We start from the raw sequence: 21,382 nt of genomic DNA on the forward strand, positions 1-21,382 counted from the left end.
TGATGACCAGTTTCACTGCTGGTTAATCAGGCTAAGGTAAAATTTGTGAGTTCTGCTCGAAAGAGCAACATGCGAATTTTCGGCGAATGTCGTCTTCACAGTATAACCAGATTGCTTGGGGTTATATGGTCAAGTGAAGAAGCGCATACGGTGGATGCCTTGGCAGTCAGAGGCGATGAAAGACGTGGTAGCCTGCGATAAGCTTTGGGGAGTCGGCAAACAGACTGTGATCCAGAGATCTCTGAATGGGGGAACCCACTCAGCATAAGCTGAGTATCTTGTACTGAATACATAGGTGCAAGAGGCGAACCAGGGGAACTGAAACATCTAAGTACCCTGAGGAAAAGAAATCAACCGAGATTCCCTTAGTAGTGGCGAGCGAACGGGGACCAGCCCTTAAGTTGATTTGAGATTAGTGGAACGCTCTGGAAAGTGCGGCCATAGTGGGTGATAGCCCCGTACACGAAAATCTCTTGTCAATGAAATCGAGTAGGACGGAGCACGAGAAACTTTGTCTGAACATGGGGGGACCATCCTCCAAGGCTAAATACTACTGACTGACCGATAGTGAACCAGTACCGTGAGGGAAAGGCGAAAAGAACCCCGGAGAGGGGAGTGAAATAGAACCTGAAACCGTATGCGTACAAGCAGTGGGAGCCTACTTTGTTAGGTGACTGCGTACCTTTTGTATAATGGGTCAGCGACTTATATTCAGTGGCGAGCTTAACCGAATAGGGGAGGCGTAGCGAAAGCGAGTCTTAATAGGGCGTTTAGTCGCTGGGTATAGACCCGAAACCGGGCGATCTATCCATGGGCAGGTTGAAGGTTAGGTAACACTGACTGGAGGACCGAACCGACTACCGTTGAAAAGTTAGCGGATGACCTGTGGATCGGAGTGAAAGGCTAATCAAGCTCGGAGATAGCTGGTTCTCCTCGAAAGCTATTTAGGTAGCGCCTCATGTATCACTCCAGGGGGTAGAGCACTGTTTCGGCTAGGGGGTCATCCCGACTTACCAAACCGATGCAAACTCCGAATACCTGGAAGTGCCGAGCATGGGAGACACACGGCGGGTGCTAACGTCCGTCGTGAAAAGGGAAACAACCCAGACCGTCAGCTAAGGTCCCAAAGTCATGGTTAAGTGGGAAACGATGTGGGAAGGCTTAGACAGCTAGGAGGTTGGCTTAGAAGCAGCCACCCTTTAAAGAAAGCGTAATAGCTCACTAGTCGAGTCGGCCTGCGCGGAAGATGTAACGGGGCTCAAACCATGCACCGAAGCTACGGGTGTCATCTTTGATGACGCGGTAGAGGAGCGTTCTGTAAGCCTGTGAAGGTGAGTTGAGAAGCTTGCTGGAGGTATCAGAAGTGCGAATGCTGACATGAGTAACGACAATGCGAGTGAAAAACTCGCACGCCGAAAGACCAAGGTTTCCTGCGCAACGTTAATCGACGCAGGGTTAGTCGGTCCCTAAGGCGAGGCTGAAAAGCGTAGTCGATGGAAAACAGGTTAATATTCCTGTACTTCCAGTTATTGCGATGGAGGGACGGAGAAGGTTAGGCCAGCCTGGCGTTGGTTGTCCAGGTTTAAGGTGGTAGGCTGGAATCTTAGGCAAATCCGGGATTTCAAGGCCGAGAGCTGATGACGAGTTGCCTCTAGGCGACGAAGTGGTTGATACCATGCTTCCAAGAAAAGCTCCTAAGCTTCAGATAACTGGGAACCGTACCCCAAACCGACACAGGTGGTTAGGTAGAGAATACCAAGGCGCTTGAGAGAACTCGGGTGAAGGAACTAGGCAAAATGGCACCGTAACTTCGGGAGAAGGTGCGCCGGCGAGGGTGAAGGACTTGCTCCGTAAGCCCATGCCGGTCGAAGATACCAGGCCGCTGCGACTGTTTATTAAAAACACAGCACTCTGCAAACACGAAAGTGGACGTATAGGGTGTGACGCCTGCCCGGTGCCGGAAGGTTAATTGATGGGGTTAGCGCAAGCGAAGCTCTTGATCGAAGCCCCGGTAAACGGCGGCCGTAACTATAACGGTCCTAAGGTAGCGAAATTCCTTGTCGGGTAAGTTCCGACCTGCACGAATGGCGTAACGATGGCGGCGCTGTCTCCACCCGAGACTCAGTGAAATTGAAATCGCTGTGAAGATGCAGTGTATCCGCGGCTAGACGGAAAGACCCCGTGAACCTTTACTATAGCTTTGCACTGGACTTTGAATTTGCTTGTGTAGGATAGGTGGGAGGCTTTGAAGTGGGGACGCCAGTTCTCATGGAGCCATCCTTGAAATACCACCCTGGCAACTTTGAGGTTCTAACTCAGGTCCGTTATCCGGATCGAGGACAGTGTATGGTGGGTAGTTTGACTGGGGCGGTCTCCTCCCAAAGAGTAACGGAGGAGTACGAAGGTGCGCTCAGACCGGTCGGAAATCGGTCGTAGAGTATAAAGGCAAAAGCGCGCTTGACTGCGAGACAAACACGTCGAGCAGGTACGAAAGTAGGTCTTAGTGATCCGGTGGTTCTGTATGGAAGGGCCATCGCTCAACGGATAAAAGGTACTCCGGGGATAACAGGCTGATACCGCCCAAGAGTTCATATCGACGGCGGTGTTTGGCACCTCGATGTCGGCTCATCACATCCTGGGGCTGAAGCCGGTCCCAAGGGTATGGCTGTTCGCCATTTAAAGTGGTACGCGAGCTGGGTTTAGAACGTCGTGAGACAGTTCGGTCCCTATCTGCCGTGGACGTTTGAGATTTGAGAGGGGCTGCTCCTAGTACGAGAGGACCGGAGTGGACGAACCTCTGGTGTTCCGGTTGTCACGCCAGTGGCATTGCCGGGTAGCTATGTTCGGAAGAGATAACCGCTGAAAGCATCTAAGCGGGAAACTTGCCTCAAGATGAGATCTCACTGGAACCTTGAGTTCCCTGAAGGGCCGTCGAAGACTACGACGTTGATAGGTTGGGTGTGTAAGCGCTGTGAGGCGTTGAGCTAACCAATACTAATTGCCCGTGAGGCTTGACCATATAACACCCAAGCAATTTGCTGACGCAGATTGCGGTGGTGAAGATGATACGAACCGAAAGTTCGCAACGAACCACACATATCGCATATCCGAATTCGCTGGAGTGTCTACCAAGACCTTCTGGCAACAGAATTTCTTGACGACCATAGAGCATTGGAACCACCTGATCCCATCCCGAACTCAGTAGTGAAACGATGCATCGCCGATGGTAGTGTGGGGCTTCCCCATGTGAGAGTAGGTCATCGTCAAGATTCATTTCGCAAAACCCCTATCTGCGCATGCAGGTAGGGGTTTTGTCTTTGCGCCGGCAAAACCAGCGCGATCCCTGCAACTCTGATCTACCTGGCAAACCGCGCCGCCTGCGTCGCGGCGAAAGCCGCTCCTGCACCGATCGCGACGCAAGGCCGCTCCTGCAGCGCTGGGCAATATTCGCGTACCCACACCAAGCACGCACAGCGCTCAACCGCAATCATGAAAAGTGCGTCATTTTGGTCTGATGAATCCGCGCACAATGTTACGCTCGCGGAAACACTCAGCACGGAAACCCACCATGGAAATGAACTGGCACCAGGCCCTGCAAGAGAGCCTGAGCTGGCTGGCAATCGCCTCGTTCACCACCCTTGTCTGCTTTGCTGCAGCCGCCACACTGGCCGTGCGCTTCACGCGCTGGGGCAGCCAGTTCTGGCAGCTTGCCGGGCCCTATTTCAATTTCAGGCGCAGCTGGCGGCCGCTGTTGGTGTTCGCACTGCTCCTCGTGCTGACGCTATTCTCGGTGCGCCTGAACGTGCTGTTCTCGTTCTGGTACAACGGCTTCTACAGCGCCTTGCAGGGCCTTGACCAAGCGGCCTTCTGGTACCTGCTCGGCGTCTTCGCAGTGTTGGCCACCATCCATGTGCTGCGCTCGCTGTTCAACTTTTATGTAAGCCAGGCGTTCAGCATCAAATGGCGGGTGTGGCTGACCGAGCGTCTGACCCACGACTGGATGCAGGGCGATGCCTACTACCGCGGCCAGTTCCTCGCTGAGCCGGTAGACAACCCCGACCAGCGTATCGAGCTGGACGTCAACGCCTTCGTCAGCAACTCGGTGACCCTGGCACTGGGCGCGGTCAGCGCGCTGGTGTCGCTGGTGGCCTTCACCGGGATTCTCTGGGGGCTGTCCGCCCCGCTGGCGGTCGCCGGCATGGAGATCCCCCGGGCAATGGTGTTCGCCGTGTACCTGTATGTCATCGTCGCCACCTGGATTGCCTTCCGCCTCGGGCGCCCGCTGATTCGCCTGAACTTCCTCAACGAGAAGCTCACCGCGAACTTCCGTTATGCATTGATGCGCCTGCGCGAAAATGCCGAGAACATCGCCTTCTATCAGGGCGCGCAGGTCGAGCGACGCACTTTGCTGGGCCGCTTTGGCGCCTTGATCGTGAATGCCTGGGCGCTGGTTTACCGAAACCTCAAGTTCAGTGGGTTCAACCTGGGGGTCAGCCAGGTGGCGGTGGTCTTCCCGTTCATTCTCCAGGCCCCGCGCTTCTTCAGCGGTGCGATCAAGCTGGGCGATGTCATGCAGACCTCCCAGGCCTTTGGCCAGGTGCAGGATTCACTGTCGTTCTTCCGCGAATCGTATGATGCGTTCGCCCAGTACCGGGCGACCCTTGACCGTCTTACCGGCTTCCTCGATGCCAACGCGCAGGCAAGCGCCTTGCCACGTGTCACCACCCAGGACCAGGCACAGGCCCTGGAGATTGCAGGCCTGCAGGTGCTGCGCCCGGACGGGCATACCCTTATCGCCGACCTGGAGCTTGACCTGCGTGCCGGCCAGGCGCTGCTGATCAAGGGCCCGTCGGGTAGCGGCAAGACCACGCTGCTGCGTGCCCTGGCCGGCCTGTGGCCGTATGCCGAAGGCACGGTCAGGCGGCCGCTGGGCCATCAGGCCCTGTTCCTGTCGCAGCGCCCGTACCTGCCGCTGGGTGATCTGCGCACCGTCATCGCCTACCCGGAGGCTGGCAACCCGGAAGACGCACCACGGATGCAGCAGGTGTTGCGCCAGGTCAACCTTGCCCACCTGGCCGAGCGGTTGGAGGTCAATTGTGACTGGTCACACATTCTTTCGGTCGGGGAACAGCAGCGCCTGGCGTTCGCGCGGGTCCTGTTCAACCGGCCCCAAGTGGTGTTCCTCGACGAGTCCACTTCGGCAATGGACGAAGGGCTCGAGCATGCCTTGTACGCGCTGTTGCGTACGGAAATGCCGAGCACCTTGCTGGTCAGTGTCGGGCATCGCAGCACGTTGGCGGGGTTCCATACCCATCGCCTGGAAGTGGACGGGCAGGGTGGTTGGTCGTTACTGGAGCAGCACCCGGCGCTGGTGTAGGGCCTTTCAGCGCGCATAGCCATGATCTGGCCGCCTGCTGGGCTCAGCGTAACAACGCCACGCCCAGCAGGGTGGCGCTGGCAAAGCCCGCGCCGGCCAGGAAGGTTGCCTGGAACCCGGCACCATCCCACAGCAGCCCGGCCACCACGCTGGCCGCCAGCAGCGCCACCCCGGTCAGCAGGTTGAACAGCCCGAAGGCTGTACCGCGCAGGTCGGCCGGGGCGCTGTCGGCAATCATCGCGGCAAAGATGCCTTGGCTGAAACCCAGGTGCAGGCCCCAGGCGGCAACTCCCAGGGCAAGCCCGCTCCAGCCGGGCAGCAGGGCCAGCAGCAGGTCGGCGGCGATCAGCAGGCCCAGCCCCATCATCAATACGGCACGCCGGCCCATGTGGTCCGACAGGGCCCCGGCGGGATAGGCCGACAGCGAGTAGGCCAGCGCCATCAGCACCAGCACCGCCGGGGCCCACAGCGGCGCCAGGCCCATGTCCTGTGCGCGCAACAGCAGGAACGCCTCGCTGAAGCGGGCGAGGGTGAACAGCGTGGCCAGGCCGATCAGCCGCCAATAGGCCGGCCCCAGGCGAACCAGTGCGTGCAGTGCCAGCGGTGAACGCAGCGGCCTGGGGGTGGCCGGCGTTTCAGGCTCGTGGACGAAGGCGATGAGGATGTACACCGCCGCGAACGCCGGGAGCACCGCCACCCAGAACACGGTCTGGAAATGGCTCGCCGTCATCCACATCAATGCGATGGCGAGCAATGGCCCCAGAAAGGCGCCAACCGTGTCGAGCGCCTGGCGCAGGCCGAAGGCCGCACCGCGCAGTTCCGCCGGGGTGACATCAGCCACCAGCGCATCCCGCGGCGCCCCGCGAATACCCTTGCCCACGCGGTCGACGAAGCGCGCCGCGACCAGCCACCCCAAACCCGCAGCCAAGGGAAACACCGGCTTGGTCAGCGCCCCCAGGCCATAGCCCAGCACCGTCAGCAGCTTGCGTTTGCCCAGGCGGTCGCTCAGGGCTCCAGAAAACACTTGGTGATCGCGGCCGTCGCCTCGGCGATGCCCTCGATAACGCCCACGGCGACCACCGAAGTGCCGAGCACCGTGACCATGTACAACGGCAGCAGGGCGTGGATCATCTCCGAAGAAATATCCATGAACATCGAAACGAAGCCCAGCGCCCAGACGCTACGGGGGATTTTCAGCAGGTGTTTGCCGGCGCCCCGGGGGCGGCTTGGTTGGTGGCTATGCATGGTGGGCTCTGCAGGGTCGCTACGCTCCCAACTGTAGGAGGCGGCGGGCAGGATGCAAATTGCGATTGGCGCACACGACGTGCTGCACGCCACACCGGTGGTCGCCGGCCACGATTGTTGCGGCAAGAATTGTCTCGGCATGCTAAACCATGCGCCCCTGCCACCAACGAGAGATGCCCGGTGAAAGCCATCCGCCTGACCCTGATCTGCCATGCCCTGACCCAGGCTCAGAAGAGCGGGCGTCTCCACCACACCGACGACGCTATCCTGCCGTTGGTTGCACCGCCTTTCGCTGACCTTAGCGGGGTGTCGGTGCTGACCGCGCCAGAGCGGCGAGCGTACCAAACCGCGGCATTGTTGCCAGGGCGGGTAGAGGTCGAGCCAGCGCTGGCCGATTGCGACCTGGGGCGTTGGCGCGGGTTGCCGTTGAAGCAGTTGCAGGCCGAGCAACCGCAGGCTCTGGCCGAATGGCTGCAGGATCCGGCCAGTGATGTGCACGGTGGCGAGTCGTTTATCGCGCTTTGCCAGCGCATGGCCGCATGGCTGGCGGCCTTCGACAGGCCAGGTGAATGGATGGCAATCACCCACCCGATGAACATGCGCGCAGTGCTGGTGCAGGTGCTCGGCTGCCCGCCGGGTGCTGGCCAGCGGATCGATGTGTTACCGCTGTCGCGCCTGGACCTGAGCTTTACCGGGCAGTGGCGCCTGCGCCTGGGATGAGGCTCAGAACGCCAGCTTGTAGCCGATCAGCAGCAGCATCGCCGCCAGGCACGGACGCAGCACGCGGTCGGAAATCCGCCCGGTGAGATGGCTGCCCAGGTAGATGCCCGGCAGCGAGCCCAGCAGCAGGTAACCCAGCAGCGACCAGTCCATGTTGCCCATGCCCGCATGGCCCAGGCCCGCCACCAGGGTCAGTGGCACGGCATGGGCGATTTCGGTACCGACCAGGCGGCGGGTGACCAGGAACGGGTACAGCAGGAACAGGGCCACGGTACCCAGTGCGCCGGCACCGATGGAGGTGAGGGTAACCATCACCCCCAGCACCACGCCGGTGAGTATGGTGAGGATGTTCAGGCTGCGGTCGCTGAGGTGATAGTGGTCGCCGGCATGACGGCTGGCGAAGGCTTGCAGGCGCGATTTGAACAGGATGGCCAACGCGGTGAGGATCAGCACCACCGCCAGGCCTTGCTTGATGATCGCGTTGAGCGCCGAAGTGTCGGTATGCAAGGTACTGAGGAACCACAAGGTCAGCGCCGCTGCGGGCACGCTGCCGAGGCTCAGCAGGCCAGTGATCTTCCAGTCGACGTTGTGGTTACGCGCATGCACCCAGACGCCACTGGCCTTGGTGACGGCGGCATACAGCAGGTCGGTACCGACTGCCGTTGCCGGGCTGATGCCAAACCACAACAGGATCGGGGTCATCAGCGAGCCGCCGCCGACGCCGGTCATGCCGACGATGAAACCCACGATCAGGCCCGCAATGGTGAAACCGAAAGAACCTACATCCATACGCTACTCGACCGCCCAACTTTGCCCGTTATCGGATGCAGCCAGCATATAGATTTTTTTATAGCCAAATAGACTTGTTCGTTATTAGGTTATAACCGCGGCTGGCCTCGCCCAGGCGGCCAGGGCAGTTTCAACAGGTCAGTCATGCGGATCAGGGCAACTCAGCGATCGGTCATCACCACCATCACATGCGCATCGCCGCCGTCGTCACTCTCCGACAGGTAGATGTGCCCCACCTGGCTGTCGAAATACGCAGTTTCCTGTGGCCCGATGCTCACCGCTTCGCCGGTTTCGAATTCGATGCGCACGCGCCCGCTCAGCACCACGGCGAACTCTTGCCCGGGGTGACGGATGAAATCATCGAACTGCCCACGTTCGCGTGCAATGATGCGGGCATAGGCCGGCGTCATGCGGCGCTCGGGAAAGTCGCCAGCGATCGGGTGATAGTCATAGGTGCCGGTCGAGTAGCCCGCCGCCGTCGGCAGCGAGTCGACCACTACGGTCACCGGTGCCGGAGCGGCGACCGTGCCACCGGCACGCAGCAGCAGGGCAATGTCGACATTCAGCGCGCGGGCGGCGGCGGCGAGTTTTTCGTAGCTCACCGAAACCTGGGCCAGTTCCATTTTCGACAAGGTGGACACAGGTACGCCACTGGCCTCGGACAATTGCTTGAGGGTCAGCTGGCGTGTCTTGCGCACCTGGCGCAGGCGCTGGCCGACAATGGCACGGTCCAGCAGGGGTAGGGCAGCGGGCATTCGGGTTCTCGGCATGCGTCGTTGGTCGGCTATCTTACCTTGCGCACTTGCACGCGGCTAAATTCTCATATATTAGAATTCTCATAAATGATAATTACCGACAGGAGCGTGCATGAACCCTATCTACGACACCCTGATCATTGGCGCCGGTATCGCCGGAGCATCGCTGGGCTATCGCCTGGCGGGTCAGCAGAAGGTGCTGCTGCTCGAGCGTGAGGCGCAGCCTGGCTACCATTCCACCGGGCGTTCGGCAGCGATGTTCATGGAGGCTTACGGCACCCCGCAGATCCAGGCATTGACCCGCGCCAGCCGGGCCTTCTACGCAGCGCCACCGCCTGGCTTCTGCGAGCACCCGCTGCTGGAGCCGCGTGGCTGCCTGTATGTGGCCAGCCTGGAACAGCGCGGGCTGCTCGAGCAGGCCCATGCGCAGAACCTGGCCAACGGCACCGAAGTCAGCCTGCTCGACCGCGATGCCGCCTTGGCCCTGGTGCCGTGCCTGCGTGGCGAGACGCTGGCCGGTGCGGTGCTGGAGCCGGGGGCGATGGATCTGGACGTGCACGCCCTGCACCAGGGGTTCCTGCGCGGCTATCGCGGAGCCGGCGGGGCGTTGCGCTGCAACGCCGAGCTGATCCGGGCGTGCTACCAGGATGAGTTGTGGCAGGTTGAGCTGGGCGATGGCAGCTCGGTGCAGGCGCGCCAGCTGGTCAATGCCGCAGGTGCCTGGGCCGACCGCGTCGCCGAGCAGTGCGGCGTGGCGCGGATCGGCCTGCAACCGTGCCGACGCAGCGCGTTCACCTTCCCCGGCCCGGCAGACCAGGACTTCGCCCGCTGGCCGGCGGTGATCGGCGTCGACGAAAGCTTCTACTTCAAGCCCGACGCCGGCCAACTGCTGGGCTCGCCAGCCAATGCCGACCCGGTCGAACCCCAGGACACCGCGCCCGAAGAACTGGACGTGGCGTTGGGTATCTTCAACATCGAAAGCATGACCACCCTGGCGATCCGTCGGCCAAGCCACACCTGGGCCGGGCTGCGCTCGTTCGTCGCCGACGGTGACCTGGTGATCGGCTTCGATGTGCACGCGCCAGCGTTTTTCTGGCTGGCGGCACAAGGTGGCTATGGCATCCAGTCCGCTGCGGGCGCCTCGCGCCTGGCCGCCGACCTGCTGCTTGGCCAACCGCTGTGCGCCGAACTTGTCAGCCAGGGCGTGGCGCCCGAGCGCCTGTCCCCGGCCCGTTTCCAGCAACCCTGAAAGGAGCATCACATGAGTAATGAAATCCAGCGTTTTCCCAGCAGCCTGCCATTCCCGTTTTCCCGTGCGGTGAAGGCTGGCGGCTTTCTGTTCCTCTCCGGTCAGGTGCCGATGAGCGCTGCCGGCGAAGTGGTGCGTGGTGACATCCAGACGCAGACCCGTGCGGCCTGTGAGCGTATCGGCGAAAGCCTGGCGGCCTGCGGCGCGCGTTTCGACCAGGTGGTCAAGGCCACGGTGTGGCTGTCGGACATGAGCCACTTCGCCGGTTTCAACGAGGTGTACAAGGAATTTTTCGGCGCGGCGCTGCCAGTGCGTTCGACCGTGGCTTCGGCATTGGCGCTGGGGGTGGATGTGGAGATTGAAGTGCAGGCATTCGTCGGCGAGGGCTGATCTGAGGGTGTAGGCACGGCCTTGTGGCGCGATGGGTCGCGAAGCGGCCCCAGGATTCCAGCTTTGCAGCACCAAGTGCCGGGGCCGCTCTGCAACTCATCGCGACGCAAGCCCGCTGCTACAAGGGAATGCGCTGCCAGTGACACAACAACAATAAAATTCAGAGGTGCACATGCAAGAACAGCTGAAGATTGCCGGCGCGTTCGTTGGCGTGATCGTGGGGGCGGGGTTCGCCTCGGGGCGGGAACTGTTATTGTTCTTCGTCGATTTCGGTGTCTGGGGTTTGCTTGGAGCACTGGTCAGTGCGGCCCTGTTCACGTTGCTCGGCATGGCCTTGGCAGGGCTGGGCCACCGCCAGCAGGCCACCTCGCACAAGGATGTGATCCAGGCTATCTGTGGCCGTCACCTGGGCCTGTTCGTCGACTGGCTGATCACCTTCTTCATGTTCGCCGTCACCGTGGTCATGCTGGCGGGCGGCGGCGCCTTGCTGGAGCAGCAGTTCGGCATCCCGGCATTGAGCGGCAGCATGCTGGTGACGCTGGTAGTGGTGGGCATCGTGTGCCTGGACGTGCGCAGGGTGATACTGGCAATTGGCGCCATCACGCCGCTGCTGATCCTGGTGGCGTCGGCGATTGCGCTGTATGCCGTGTTCACCCGGGAGCAAAGCTTCGCCCAGCTCGACCAGCTGGCCAGCCAGCAACAGGCCGGTGCTCGTCACTGGCTGCTGGGCGCGTGCCTCTATGTGTCTTACAACGTGGTTGCCGGTGCGCCGATCCTGGCCATTCTGGGTGGCTCGGCCAAGGGCGAGAACATCGCGATGTGGGGCGGCTTGCTCGGTGGTGCGGCATTGGGTGGCCTGATGCTGGTGATGAGTGCGGGGCTGTTGTCGCGCCTGGACAGCGTGGCCAACCTGCCGATGCCGATGCTGTCGATTGCCAGTGAAGTGTCGCCGCTGCTGGGGCTGGTGATGTGTCTGATCATCTTCGGCATGATCGTCAACACCGCAGTGGGTACGCTGTTTTCGTTCCTTTCGCGGCTGTTGCCGGCGGGCACGACGAAGTTCCGCTGGGCTTCGGTGGCGACCGGGTTGGTGGCGTTCGGCTGCAGCCTGGTGGGGTTCATCAGCCTGGTCGGCGAAGTGTATCCGCTGTTCGGCTATCTGGGCTTCGTGCTGATGGCGGCAGTGTTGCTGGCCTGGGTGCGGCGGGGCAGGGCTGTGAAAGCAGCGGTGGTATAGGGCTGCTGGGCAGCCCTGTCGCCGGCCAGCCAGCCACCTCGGTTGAAGTGGCTGCACGTCATTTGCAGTCACTGTGGGCGCTGGCTTGCCGGCGATAGGGGCGGTACGGGCGGCAGCAGCCCGTGCCGCCTGATCCGCCGGGTCAGATCCTGAAACTGCCCACCAGCTGCTTCAGGCGCCCTGCCTGCTGGGCCAGTTGGTCGCAATGGCGCAGGGTTTCGTTGAGGTTTTCCACCCCTTGCTGGTTCAGCGCGTTGATCTGGGTGATGTCCAGGTTGAGGCTCTCGACCACGGCGGTCTGCTCCTCGGTAGCGGTGGCCACCGACTGGTTCATGCCATCGATCTCGCCAATGCGCTGGGTCACGCTGGCCAGGCGCTCGCCGGCCTGGTTGGCCACTTGCACGGTCTGCTCGCTGGAGACCTGGCTGGTGTTCATGGTGTGCACCGCTTCGCGCGAGCCGACCTGCAGGCTGGTGATCATGCGGTGGATCTCTTCCGCCGACTCCTGGGTGCGGTGCGCCAGGTTGCGCACCTCGTCGGCCACCACGGCAAAGCCACGCCCGGCTTCACCGGCGCGGGCCGCCTCGATGGCAGCGTTCAACGCCAGCAGGTTGGTCTGTTGCGAGATGCCCTTGATCACGTCGAGGATCTTGCCGATTTCGTCGGTGCTGGCATTGAGTGTTTCGATCTGTGCGCAGGATTCGCTGATGCGCTGCGACAGGGCAGTCATGGCGTTGATCGCCTCTTCGACCACTTCCCGGCCGCCATGGGCCTGCTCGCTGGCACCGCTGGCGTGCTGCGAGGCATCTGCGGCATTGCGGGCGATTTCCTGGGTGGCCGCCCCCAGCTGGTTGATTGCCGCTGCCACGCTGTTGGTGCGCATGCTCTGCTCTTCAGAGCCAATGATCGAAGCGTTCGAGGCGTTGATCACTTTCTCCGACAAGTCGTGCACCTGACGGGTAGCCGAGGACACTTCGCTGATGGAGGCATGAATACGTTCGACGAAGCGGTTGAACGAGCTGGCCAGTTCGCCGAATTCGTCCTTGTTCTGTACAGCCAGGCGGCGGGTGAGGTCACCTTCGCCCTCGGCGATGTCGCGCATGGCGCGGCCCATGGTGGTCAGCGGGCGCATCAGCACCGGAATCAGCAAGCCGAGCAGGCCGCCGATGGCGGCCACGGCGATCAGCATGGCGATGATCGCCGAAGTGCGGAACTGGCCGAGCGCGGCATAGGCCTTGTCCTTGTCGATCGACAGGCCAATGTACCACTGCGCCGAAGGCAGGCCGGTCACCGGGGCGAAGGAGATGATGCGGTCCTGGCCATTGAGGGTGACATCCTGCATGCCGGCGGCCACCCGCAGGTTGCTGCCAGGGTAGATGTCCTTGAGATTCTTCATCACCTGGTCTTTGTCCGGGCTGACGATCACCTGGCCATTGCTGTCGGCGAGGAAGGCATGGCCGATGCCACCGAAATCGACCGAGTTGATGATCTCGACCAGGGTGTCGAGGGTGACGTCACCACCGACTACACCCGTCAGCTCGCCATTGGCCTTGCTTTTCACCGGGGTGGCGATGGTGACCATCAGGCCGCCGACGGCGCCTTGGTACGGGGCGGTCAGGACGGTCTGCCCGGCGCCGGCTGCGGCGCCATACCACGGGCGTTGGCGTGGGTCGTAACCGGCCGGCATCTGTGCGTTGGGGCGCTGGGTGAATGCACCGTTGGCCTGGCCCAGGTAGGTGAACAGGAAATTTCGCGTATAGGACGGCTGCTCGATCAGCCCGGCCAGGTTGTCACCGGCACCTTGCTCGGCAATGTCCTGGGCCAGGTTTTCCAGCACCAGAATGCGCCCGCTCATCCAGTTCTGCACGCTGCTGGCGGTCAGTGCACCGGACTGCTGCACCGAAGCTTCGATGTTCTGGCGGATGGTGTTGCGCTGCAGGTAGTCGTTGTAGAGCGTGAACAAGGCGAATGCCAGGACCACGACACCGCAGGCACTGAGCAGGATCTTGTGGCGAAATTTCAGGTTCATGTTTCGAGACCTTGGGCCATTGAGGGGAGGGCGCAGCGCGCTCATGACACACTGCGGAACCTATCGATAGGGATATCGGCTCACGGGGTAAAAGGTTGAAGCGCCTACAGAAATTTCTGACGGTGGTTTCGACAGACGGTATTCACTGGCTACACAGCTGCTCGATCAACAGGCGTGCGGCCTGCTGCAGGGGGTGTTGCTTGCGCCACAGGATGTGCACCGGCAACTGCAACTCGTTGCGCGTGTTGTGGAAATCCAGCCGTACCAGGCGCCCGCTGGCCAGCAATGGCGCTACCCGCGACAGCGGCAGGTCGCCCCAGCCCAGGCCGGCCTCGACCATCTGCAGGGCCAGGTCGAAGCTGTCGGTGGACCAGTGTGTGGCGCCGATCAGTGGCCGTGGGTCGGTCAGCGGCAAGTCGCGGCTGCGCACCAGGATCTGGCGCACCCGGGTCAGGTCTTCGAGGTAGTGGATGCGCCCGTCACGCAAGGCCGGGTGGGCAGGGGACAGGGTGGCCACCAGCGACTCCATGCCGATGTGCTGGAAGCCACGGCGGGCATCGACCTGCAGCCCGGCAAAGGCTACGCAGAGGTCGGCACAGCCGCTGTCCAGCAGCTGCAGGGCTTCTTCCTGGGGGGCACTGAGCAGGGCAATGTCCAGCAGCGGATAGCGTTCACCCAGGCAAGCGATGGCGGCCAGCACCGGGCGGTGGTCGATATCCGGGACCACGACCAGGGTCAGGCTGCTTTCCAGCCCTTGGGACAGCTCCAGCGCGTGCACCTGGAGCAGCCCCAGTTGCTCGGCGATCAGCCGGGCATGCGGCTCCAGGGCCAGGGCCCGTGGAGTCGGGCGGACCTCGCGCGGGCCGCGTTCGAACAAGGTGTAGCCCAGTTCGGCCTCGAGGTTGGCGATGGCCATGCTGACTGCCGACGGCACGCGCTGCAGCGCCCGCGCGGCGGCAGAAAACGAACCGCGGTCGAGCACGGCGAGAAACAGCTGGATGTTGTCGCTGGAAAAGTTCATGGCAGCACTCCTGTCAGCAGATCTGACAGCTGCTGACTTTTGCTGTCAAGAGTGATGAAGCATCATCGCCCCCCATCGCTTTCCAACAACACGAGGTAATCCGGGTGCAAGGACTCAGGCGCAAACTGGTCTACGTGACCTTCTATGAACTGATCGGGCTGTGCATGTCGACCCTCGGGCTGGCCTACCTGTCGGACACCGAGGCTACGCATACCGGGCCTCTGGCGGTGATGATCACCACCATCGCCATGCTCTGGAACCTGATCTACAACACCTTGTTCGAATGGTGGGAAAGCCGCCAGGTCACGCGCGGGCGCAGTGTGGCGCGACGGCTGGCACATGCCGTCGGCTTCCAGCTGACGCTGGTGGTCTACCTGATTCCGCTGATTGCCTGGTGGCTGGACATGACATTGCTGGAGGCATTGCTGGTGGACATGGCGTTCATTGTGCTGGTGCCGTGCTACACCTTTGCCTACAACTGGGCGTTCGACCGGATCTTCGGCTTGCCCAGGTCGGCAATGGCGCCAGCCTGATGTGGCTTGCGCCGGTACCGGCAGCCGCTAGGGCGACAGGGGTATGATCACCGGCTCCTGCCGCTGCTTCACTTGCTGTTCGACCGGCTGGTCGATCGGCCGCGGCGCACTGGCCAGCAGGCTGTCCTCGATTTGCCCCGACAGGTAGTACACGCCCGCCATGGCACCACTCTGGCGGTTCTCCATCAGCTCTTGCCATTCCTGGTTCAACGCCACGTTGAGGATGCCCCGTAACTGCTCGACCATCTGCGGGTGTTCCCGGTCATGGGTCATGATCCCGTAGCCGGCCGCGGCAATCGAAATCATCGCCCCGGCTACCTTGCCTACCGCCGACGCCACGGCACTGGCGATGCCGCGCGGGGCCAAGGTGGCGCCGAGTTTTTCGCTGGCCTGCGTGGCCACCGAGTTCAGCCCGACATCGGTCTTTCCAGGGCCTTTGCTGGCTTGCTGGTGCAAGTGCTGGCGCATGGCTTGCCAGGCCGGTTGCTCGGCCAGTGACTTGGCCCGCAGCAGTTGGTACAAGCTGGCATTGCGCGCATCCGGCGGCCCCAGGGCGATCGCGGGGATGCGGTTGAGGCGCTGGCTGAACTGCTCGGGCGGGGCGTTATAGCGGCCGATGATGGCTGGCAGCTGCTGGCCGAGCAGTTGCAGGTAAAGCTCGCAGGCACGGTCGCGGATGCCTTCGGGGTTGATCTGCTCTGCCACGGGTTCGATCACCCGTTCGTGGTATTGCTCCTGCAGGTACAGCGCCAGGCGCTTTTCTGCCGGCTCTCGTCCTTCGCCGCTGTCAAGCTTGTACCAGGCCACCTTGAGCGTCAGCCATTGCTGGGTCCAGTAGCCGGTGAACCACGGGATGAAGTCGCTTTCGGTGCGTTGCTGGACCTGCTCCTTCCACACCCGCATGGAGCGCCGCGCATAGTCGTTGGCCGAACCGGCGGCACCGACCGAGGCGTCGATCAGTTCCTGGTCGATACGTTGCCAGGTGGCGGTAGTGAGTACCACCGGTGGCGGCGGGACAGGCGGGCGCTTGCCCGCGCAACCGGCGAGGGTCAGCAACAGGCACAGCATCAGGAAAACTCGAGCGCTCACGCAAACGCTTCCCTGGTAGAGGCTGGGGGTGATTCCTGGAGTATAGGGTGGGGGGCCAGGGGCTGCAGTGCAGCCCATCGCCGGCAAGCCAGCTGCCACACGCTTGTCGGTAACTTCAAGCGCAGCGCAACAGCGGTAGCCGCTGGCTTGCCAGCGCTGAGCCGCACAGCGGCCCGGTCATTGCAGGTCGAGTTTTTCTTCCAGGCGGTCGAGGTGCTGGTGCATCAGGGTCAAGGCCGCCTCGGCATCGCCTTGGGCCACGGCGTCGATGATCGCCGCGTGCTCTTGCCACGCGCAGTGGTCACAGCACGGCGACTCGTAGCGGGCGATGATCAGCGAGGTCATCGGCACCAGGCCATTGAGAAACCGGGCCAGTGGCGCATTGGCGGCCACCTGCGCCAGTTTCAGGTGAAACTCCCCGCCCAGGCGGATCGCTGCGCAGCGCTCGCCGCTTTCATGATGCTGGCGCTCGCGCTCCACCAGTTGCCGCAGCTGGCGAATCTGCAGCGGTCGGGCGCGTTGGGCGGCCAGGGTGATCAACGTGGTTTCGGCCAGGCGCCGGGCACTCAGTACCTGGCGTGCCTGCTCCGGGTCGGGCGTGGCCAGGTGCGCAGTGTGGCTGGGGCGTTGCACGACCACCTGCTGGTCGGACAGGCGTCCGAGCACGCGGCGAATCACGGTACGGCTGACACCAAACGCATGCCCCAGCGCCTGCTCGGGCAAGAGGCTGCCAGGTGGCAGGCGCTGTTCGAGAATGGCGTCGAACAGCCGCGGGTAGATCTGCTCGGCCGACAGGCGGGTTTCGCCGGCCGCGAGCAGGGCCGGCAAGTGAGGGGCGGCGTTCATGGTCGCTCTCCTGGGTCATGGATGCGGGTGTTCGTCCGGAATGTTCAGGGCGATGCCCATGCGCAGGCCTTCGGCGAGGATGTGCTGGCGCATCTGGGCACTGGCCTGGGCGCTGTTGCGTTCGCGGATGGCACGCACCACTGCTTCGTTTTCCTGTAGCCGTGCAGCCAGGTGCTCGGGCGATTTGCGCAGCATGTCGGCACTCTGCTTGAGGGCATTGCCGGTCTGCTGCACCACGCTCTGGAAGATCGGGTTGGTGGTCAGGGCGAACAGCGCCTCGTGGAAGGCAATGTAGGCGCTGACCCCGGCTTCGCTGTCTGCGGCTTCCAATGCTTCGCGCATGTCCATCAGGGTCAGGCGCAGCTGGCCGATGTCCTGGCTGTTGGCCGATTGCGCCACCAGGCCGACGATGAATGGTTCCAGGGTGTAGCGCAGTTCCAGCACGTCGGCCAGGCTGGCTGCGGCGCTGGTGTCCAGTGCGGGCTCCTGGGCGGCGGCCTCGGCGTCCAGCACCAGCACGCCCTTGCCCGGCAGCGAGCGCACCAGGCCCAGGGTTTCCAGCACGGTCACCGCTTCGCGCAGACTGGGGCGGCTGATGCCCAGTTGTTCGGCCAGCTCGCGCTGGCCCGGCAGCATGTCGCCGCTGCGCCATTGGCCGCGGGCGAGGGCCTGGCGCAGTTTTTCCACCACTGAGTTGACGACGGTCGATGAGCTGATCACGGTTTGCTCCTGGAAGGGCCGGCATCAGTGCCGGCCACGTTCGCTCAGAATTCCTGTTGATGGTTGTTGGGCTGCTTGCGTGGCGTGGCTGCGAAGCCAGGTTTGCCGTCCAGCACGTTGTGCGCCCGCTCCAGGTCGATGTCCTTCTCCCAGCGGGCGATGGCCACGGTAGCCACGCAGTTGCCGATCAGGTTGGTCAGCGCCCGGCCGATGCCCATGAACCAATCCACCGCCAACACCAGCACCAGGCCGACCACCGGGATCGCCGGCACGGCGGTAAGCGTGGCAGCGAGGATTACCAGCGCCGAGCCTGGGATGCCGTGAGCGCCCTTGGAAGTCACCAGCGACACCAGCAGGATGGTCAGCAGGTCGGTCATGGCCAACGGCGTGCCGGTGGCATTGGCGATGAACACGATGGCCAGGGTCAGGTAGATGGAAAAGCCATCGAGGTTGAACGAGTAGCCGGTGGGGATCACCAGGCCAACGGTAGAGGTGCCGATGCCCAGGTGCTCAAGCTTGCGCATGACCTGTGGCAGCACGGCGTCGGAAGAGGCCGTGCCAAGGACGATGGTCAGTTCTTCGCGCAGGTACTTGATCAGCGGCAGCAGCCTCAGGCCCGACAGGCGCATGACCGTACCCAGCACGATCAGCACGAAGCCGGCACAGGTCAGGTAGAACAGCGCCACCAGCCCGCCCAGGTGTTGCAGCGATTCCAGGCCGTACTTGCTGGTAGTGAAGGCGATGGCGCCGAACACGCCAAGCGGCGCCAGGCGCACGATCATGCCCATGATGCGGAAGATCACGTGGCTCAGTTCGTTGATCAGCCGCGAGATGCCGGCGGCCGAATCGCCGACCAGGTTCAGCGCGCTGCCGAACAGTACCGAGAACAGCAGCACCTGGAGGATGTTGTTGTCAGCAAAGGCCCCGATCACCGAGGTGGGGATCAGCTCCAGGAAGAACGCCGTGGCCCCGTGAATGTGCTGGCCGCGCTCGGCCAGGCTGCTGGCGTCGGCACTGGACAGCTGGTCCAGGTGGATATTGGCGCCGCTGCCGATACCGCTGCTGAAGGCGAACACCAGGCCGATCACCAGCGCCAGGGTGGTCAGCACCTCGAAGTAGATCACCGACTTCAGGCCGATGCGCCCGACCTTCTTCAGGTCGCCGGCGCCCGAGATGCCGCTGACTACCACACAGAACACGATCAGGCCGATGAGCATCTTGATCAGTTTGATGAAACCGTCGCCAAGCGGTTTCAGTTGCAAGGACAGCTCGGGGAAGCTGAGGCCGCAGGCGATGCCGAGGGCAAGGCCAAGCACGACTTGAAGGAAGATCGAACGCGAGCACCATTTGAGCATGGGAGGGATCTCTGATCGGTGTCCTTGCTTCGGTAGCCGCACGGGGCGAAAGAGCGCAGGACTTAATTATTGTGGTCTTACCGGTTTGTTCAGCGCGAAGCCATAAAAGCGCGAAAAAACCCACATTGCAAGGTTTTTTGGCCTTACCGGTCTGACCAGTTTGGGGCGTTTCAGCTCGCCGGGCTCTAGTTCGGTGCATGCCGTACAGGGCAATTATGCGAATCAGGCACAGCTTCAGCGGGTACCCGATACAGGTAGCAATCCGCTTGCCAAGCATCAGCCCGACCTCAGTTTTTTCGATAACGCCATGATTCATAAGGTTTATTTGCTTTATGCGGCTGACCTCGTAGAATCCGCGCGCGACCGGGCAGTCACTAATAGGCCGATTGTGGGGGTGTTATCCCGACAATCGTCCGCGAGCAGGCGTCTGGCGTTTAAAATGAATGGAGTCTCATAGTGCGTCTCAATCTCCCGGTTACCCCGGTCGAGCAACGTTTCCCTTCTGATCAGCGGCTGATTTCCGCAACCGACACGGCCAGCCTGATCACCTACTGCAACCCTGAATTCGCCGCCATCAGCGGCTACAGCGAGGCCCAACTGATCGGCAGCCCGCACAACCTGGTGCGCCACCCGGACATGCCGCCGGCGGTGTACGAGCTGATGTGGCGCTACCTGAAGGCTGGCAAGAGCTGGATGGGCATCGTCAAGAACCGCTGCCGCAACGGCGATTACTACTGGGTCAACGCCTACGTCACGCCGATCCTCGAAGCCGGGCGGGTGGTGGGCTATGAGTCGGTACGGGTGTGCCCCACGCGTGAGCAGGTGGCCCGTGCCGAGGCCCTGTATGCACGCATGCGCAACGGCCAGGCGGTGCTGCCCTGGTCACGCCGCGCGAGCATGCTGGCGCGCGACCTGGGCATACCGCTGGCGGCCGGGGGGCTGGCACTGGGGGCCAACCAGCTATGGCCAGGCCTGGTGGCGCAGGGGCTGACCCTGGGGCTGTTCCTGGCCTATGGCCTGTTGGCACGCAATGCCGTGGGGCGGCAGATGCAGCGCGTGGTAGAGGGCGCCGACGGCACCTTCGCCGACCCGATCGCCGCCTTGACCTACAGCGACCTGCCCGGTGCTGCCGGCCAACTGCAACTGATGCTGATCAGCGAGGAGGCGCGGCTGAAGACCGCGCTGACCCGGCTGAGTGACCTGGCGGCACAGATGGCCGTGGCTGCCCATGACGCCGGGGCGTTGTCACGCAGCACCGAAGCGGCGTTGCTGGAGCAGCGTGCGGAAACCGACCAGAGCGCCACTGCCATGAACCAGATGGCCGTTTCCATCGGTGAGGTGGCCAACCATGTGCAACTGACGGCTGCCGAAGCCCATACCGCACACCTGCTGGCCGAGCAGGGCAGCCAGGTGGCCGATGCCAGCGGTGCGGCGATTCGCACCCTGGCGGGTACCGTGACGCAGATCAACCAGGCGGTCACCCAGCTGGCTGGCCAGACCGGTGCCATCGCCGAGGCCACCGGCATGATCCGTGGCATCGCCGAGCAGACCAACCTGCTGGCGCTCAATGCCGCCATCGAGGCGGCCCGTGCCGGCGAGCAGGGCCGCGGCTTTGCCGTGGTCGCCGATGAAGTGCGGGCGCTGGCCGACAAGACCCGGCAGTCGACCCTGCACATCCAGGCTATTATCGATGCTTTACGCAGTGGTGCCGAGCAGGCCGTGGCGATCGCCAGCCAGGGCATCGACGGTGCCGAGCAGGGCGTCGCCCAGGTGCAGGAAGCCCGCCAGGCGCTGCATGGCATCCGGGAAGCGGTGCAGCGCATCAGCGCCATGAGCCAGCAGATGGCCACGGCCTCGCAGCAGCAGTCGGCTGTGGCCGCAGATGTCTCGAGGCAGATCAATGGCGTGGCCGGCATCGCCCAGCACAGCGCCCACAGCGCCAACGCCGCTGCCTCGCGCGGCGCCGAACTGGAAGAGGTGTGCGCCGGATTGCGTGCCCTTGTGGAGCGTTTCAACCGTTAAGGCAG

The 21,382-nt window shown here is 62.7% G+C and carries 15 protein-coding genes, 2 rRNA genes and 3 pseudogenes; 10 read left to right on the forward strand and 10 right to left on the reverse strand.

From position 1 onward, the window contains the following. Positions 1 to 127 precede the first annotated feature (127 nt). From HG549_RS09075 to HG549_RS09085, 3 genes are all read left to right on the forward strand, one after another. Positions 128 to 3,019: ribosomal RNA gene (locus HG549_RS09075) — 23S ribosomal RNA — on the forward strand. Between the two features lie 134 nt (positions 3,020 to 3,153). After that, positions 3,154 to 3,269 (forward strand): 5S ribosomal RNA (gene rrf / locus HG549_RS09080). Between the two features lie 299 nt (positions 3,270 to 3,568). Next, positions 3,569 to 5,377, forward strand: coding sequence for an ABC transporter ATP-binding protein/permease (locus HG549_RS09085; RefSeq protein WP_170029180.1), 1,809 nt, complete (start codon positions 3,569 to 3,571; stop codon positions 5,375 to 5,377). Positions 5,378 to 5,420: 43 nt separating this feature from the next. Here HG549_RS09085 and HG549_RS09090 read toward each other — a convergent pair. Continuing rightward, positions 5,421 to 6,622, reverse strand: a pseudogene (locus HG549_RS09090) (MFS transporter). 180 nt (positions 6,623 to 6,802) lie between these two features. On the opposite strand from HG549_RS09090, the gene HG549_RS09095 reads away from it, so the two are divergent. Then, positions 6,803 to 7,342 carry a histidine phosphatase family protein gene (locus HG549_RS09095; protein WP_170029181.1) on the forward strand — a complete coding sequence of 180 codons (540 nt, stop codon included), beginning with the start codon at positions 6,803 to 6,805 and terminating at the stop codon, positions 7,340 to 7,342. 3 nt (positions 7,343 to 7,345) lie between these two features. On the opposite strand, the gene HG549_RS09100 is transcribed toward HG549_RS09095, so the two are convergent. Both HG549_RS09100 and HG549_RS09105 read right to left on the reverse strand, forming a co-directional pair. After that, the gene (locus HG549_RS09100) at positions 7,346 to 8,131 is read right to left on the reverse strand and encodes a sulfite exporter TauE/SafE family protein (RefSeq protein ID WP_170029182.1); all 786 of its coding nucleotides are present in this window, start codon (positions 8,129 to 8,131) and stop codon (positions 7,346 to 7,348) included. 161 nt (positions 8,132 to 8,292) lie between these two features. Next, positions 8,293 to 8,886, reverse strand: a complete 594-nt coding sequence (locus HG549_RS09105; RefSeq protein WP_170029183.1) for a helix-turn-helix domain-containing protein — start codon at positions 8,884 to 8,886, stop codon at positions 8,293 to 8,295. Between the two features lie 112 nt (positions 8,887 to 8,998). Here HG549_RS09105 and HG549_RS09110 point away from each other — a divergent pair, with 112 nt between their 5' ends. The 3 genes from HG549_RS09110 (at position 8,999) to HG549_RS09120 (ending at position 11,762) form a co-directional block, all read left to right on the forward strand. Next, the gene (locus HG549_RS09110; RefSeq protein WP_170029184.1) at positions 8,999 to 10,135 is read left to right on the forward strand and encodes an FAD-binding oxidoreductase; all 1,137 of its coding nucleotides are present in this window, start codon (positions 8,999 to 9,001) and stop codon (positions 10,133 to 10,135) included. A gap of 12 nt (positions 10,136 to 10,147) precedes the next feature. Then, positions 10,148 to 10,525 (forward strand): RidA family protein, encoded by a 378-nt coding sequence (locus tag HG549_RS09115; protein ID WP_170029185.1) that lies wholly within the window; start codon positions 10,148 to 10,150, stop codon positions 10,523 to 10,525. A 172-nt stretch (positions 10,526 to 10,697) separates the two neighbouring features. Beyond that, positions 10,698 to 11,762 carry a hypothetical protein gene (locus tag HG549_RS09120; RefSeq protein WP_170029186.1) on the forward strand — a complete coding sequence of 355 codons (1,065 nt, stop codon included), beginning with the start codon at positions 10,698 to 10,700 and terminating at the stop codon, positions 11,760 to 11,762. 142 nt (positions 11,763 to 11,904) lie between these two features. Here the strand turns inward: HG549_RS09120 and HG549_RS26255 are convergent, their stop codons facing one another. From HG549_RS26255 to HG549_RS09130, 3 genes and pseudogenes are all read right to left on the reverse strand, one after another. After that, positions 11,905 to 12,645, reverse strand: coding sequence for a methyl-accepting chemotaxis protein (locus HG549_RS26255; protein ID WP_372241569.1), 741 nt, complete (start codon positions 12,643 to 12,645; stop codon positions 11,905 to 11,907). A gap of 162 nt (positions 12,646 to 12,807) precedes the next feature. Continuing rightward, positions 12,808 to 13,836, reverse strand: a pseudogene (gene mcpA, locus HG549_RS26260) (methyl-accepting chemotaxis protein McpA); the annotation flags it as partial. Between the two features lie 97 nt (positions 13,837 to 13,933). Next, complete coding sequence (locus HG549_RS09130; RefSeq protein ID WP_170029188.1) at positions 13,934 to 14,812, reverse strand: LysR family transcriptional regulator; 879 nt, start codon at positions 14,810 to 14,812, stop codon at positions 13,934 to 13,936. Between the two features lie 104 nt (positions 14,813 to 14,916). Here HG549_RS09130 and HG549_RS09135 point away from each other — a divergent pair, with 104 nt between their 5' ends. Then, entirely contained in the window at positions 14,917 to 15,345 is a 429-nt protein-coding gene (locus tag HG549_RS09135) for a PACE efflux transporter (protein ID WP_170029189.1), read from the forward strand. Positions 15,346 to 15,372: 27 nt separating this feature from the next. Here the strand turns inward: HG549_RS09135 and HG549_RS09140 are convergent, their stop codons facing one another. The 4 genes from HG549_RS09140 to HG549_RS09155 form a co-directional block, all read right to left on the reverse strand. Continuing rightward, positions 15,373 to 16,434 (reverse strand): hypothetical protein, encoded by a 1,062-nt coding sequence (locus tag HG549_RS09140; RefSeq protein WP_170029190.1) that lies wholly within the window; start codon positions 16,432 to 16,434, stop codon positions 15,373 to 15,375. A 177-nt stretch (positions 16,435 to 16,611) separates the two neighbouring features. After that, positions 16,612 to 17,280: a GntR family transcriptional regulator gene (locus HG549_RS09145; RefSeq protein WP_170029191.1), complete on the reverse strand. Its 669-nt coding sequence runs from the start codon at positions 17,278 to 17,280 to the stop codon at positions 16,612 to 16,614. Positions 17,281 to 17,295: 15 nt separating this feature from the next. Continuing rightward, positions 17,296 to 18,000, reverse strand: coding sequence for a FadR/GntR family transcriptional regulator (locus HG549_RS09150; protein ID WP_170029192.1), 705 nt, complete (start codon positions 17,998 to 18,000; stop codon positions 17,296 to 17,298). 44 nt (positions 18,001 to 18,044) lie between these two features. Further along, positions 18,045 to 19,355, reverse strand: coding sequence for a C4-dicarboxylate transporter DctA (locus tag HG549_RS09155; RefSeq protein ID WP_170029193.1), 1,311 nt, complete (start codon positions 19,353 to 19,355; stop codon positions 18,045 to 18,047). Positions 19,356 to 19,811: 456 nt separating this feature from the next. On the opposite strand from HG549_RS09155, the pseudogene HG549_RS26265 reads away from it, so the two are divergent. Next, a pseudogene (locus HG549_RS26265) lies at positions 19,812 to 20,093 on the forward strand (PAS domain-containing protein); the annotation flags it as partial. Between the two features lie 159 nt (positions 20,094 to 20,252). Next, complete coding sequence (locus HG549_RS09160) at positions 20,253 to 21,377, forward strand: methyl-accepting chemotaxis protein (protein WP_372241570.1); 1,125 nt, start codon at positions 20,253 to 20,255, stop codon at positions 21,375 to 21,377. Positions 21,378 to 21,382: the final 5 nt, after the last annotated feature.

The sequence above is a fragment of the Pseudomonas sp. SK genome (genome assembly GCF_012975065.1).
Lineage (GTDB): Bacteria > Pseudomonadota > Gammaproteobacteria > Pseudomonadales > Pseudomonadaceae > Aquipseudomonas > Aquipseudomonas anuradhapurensis.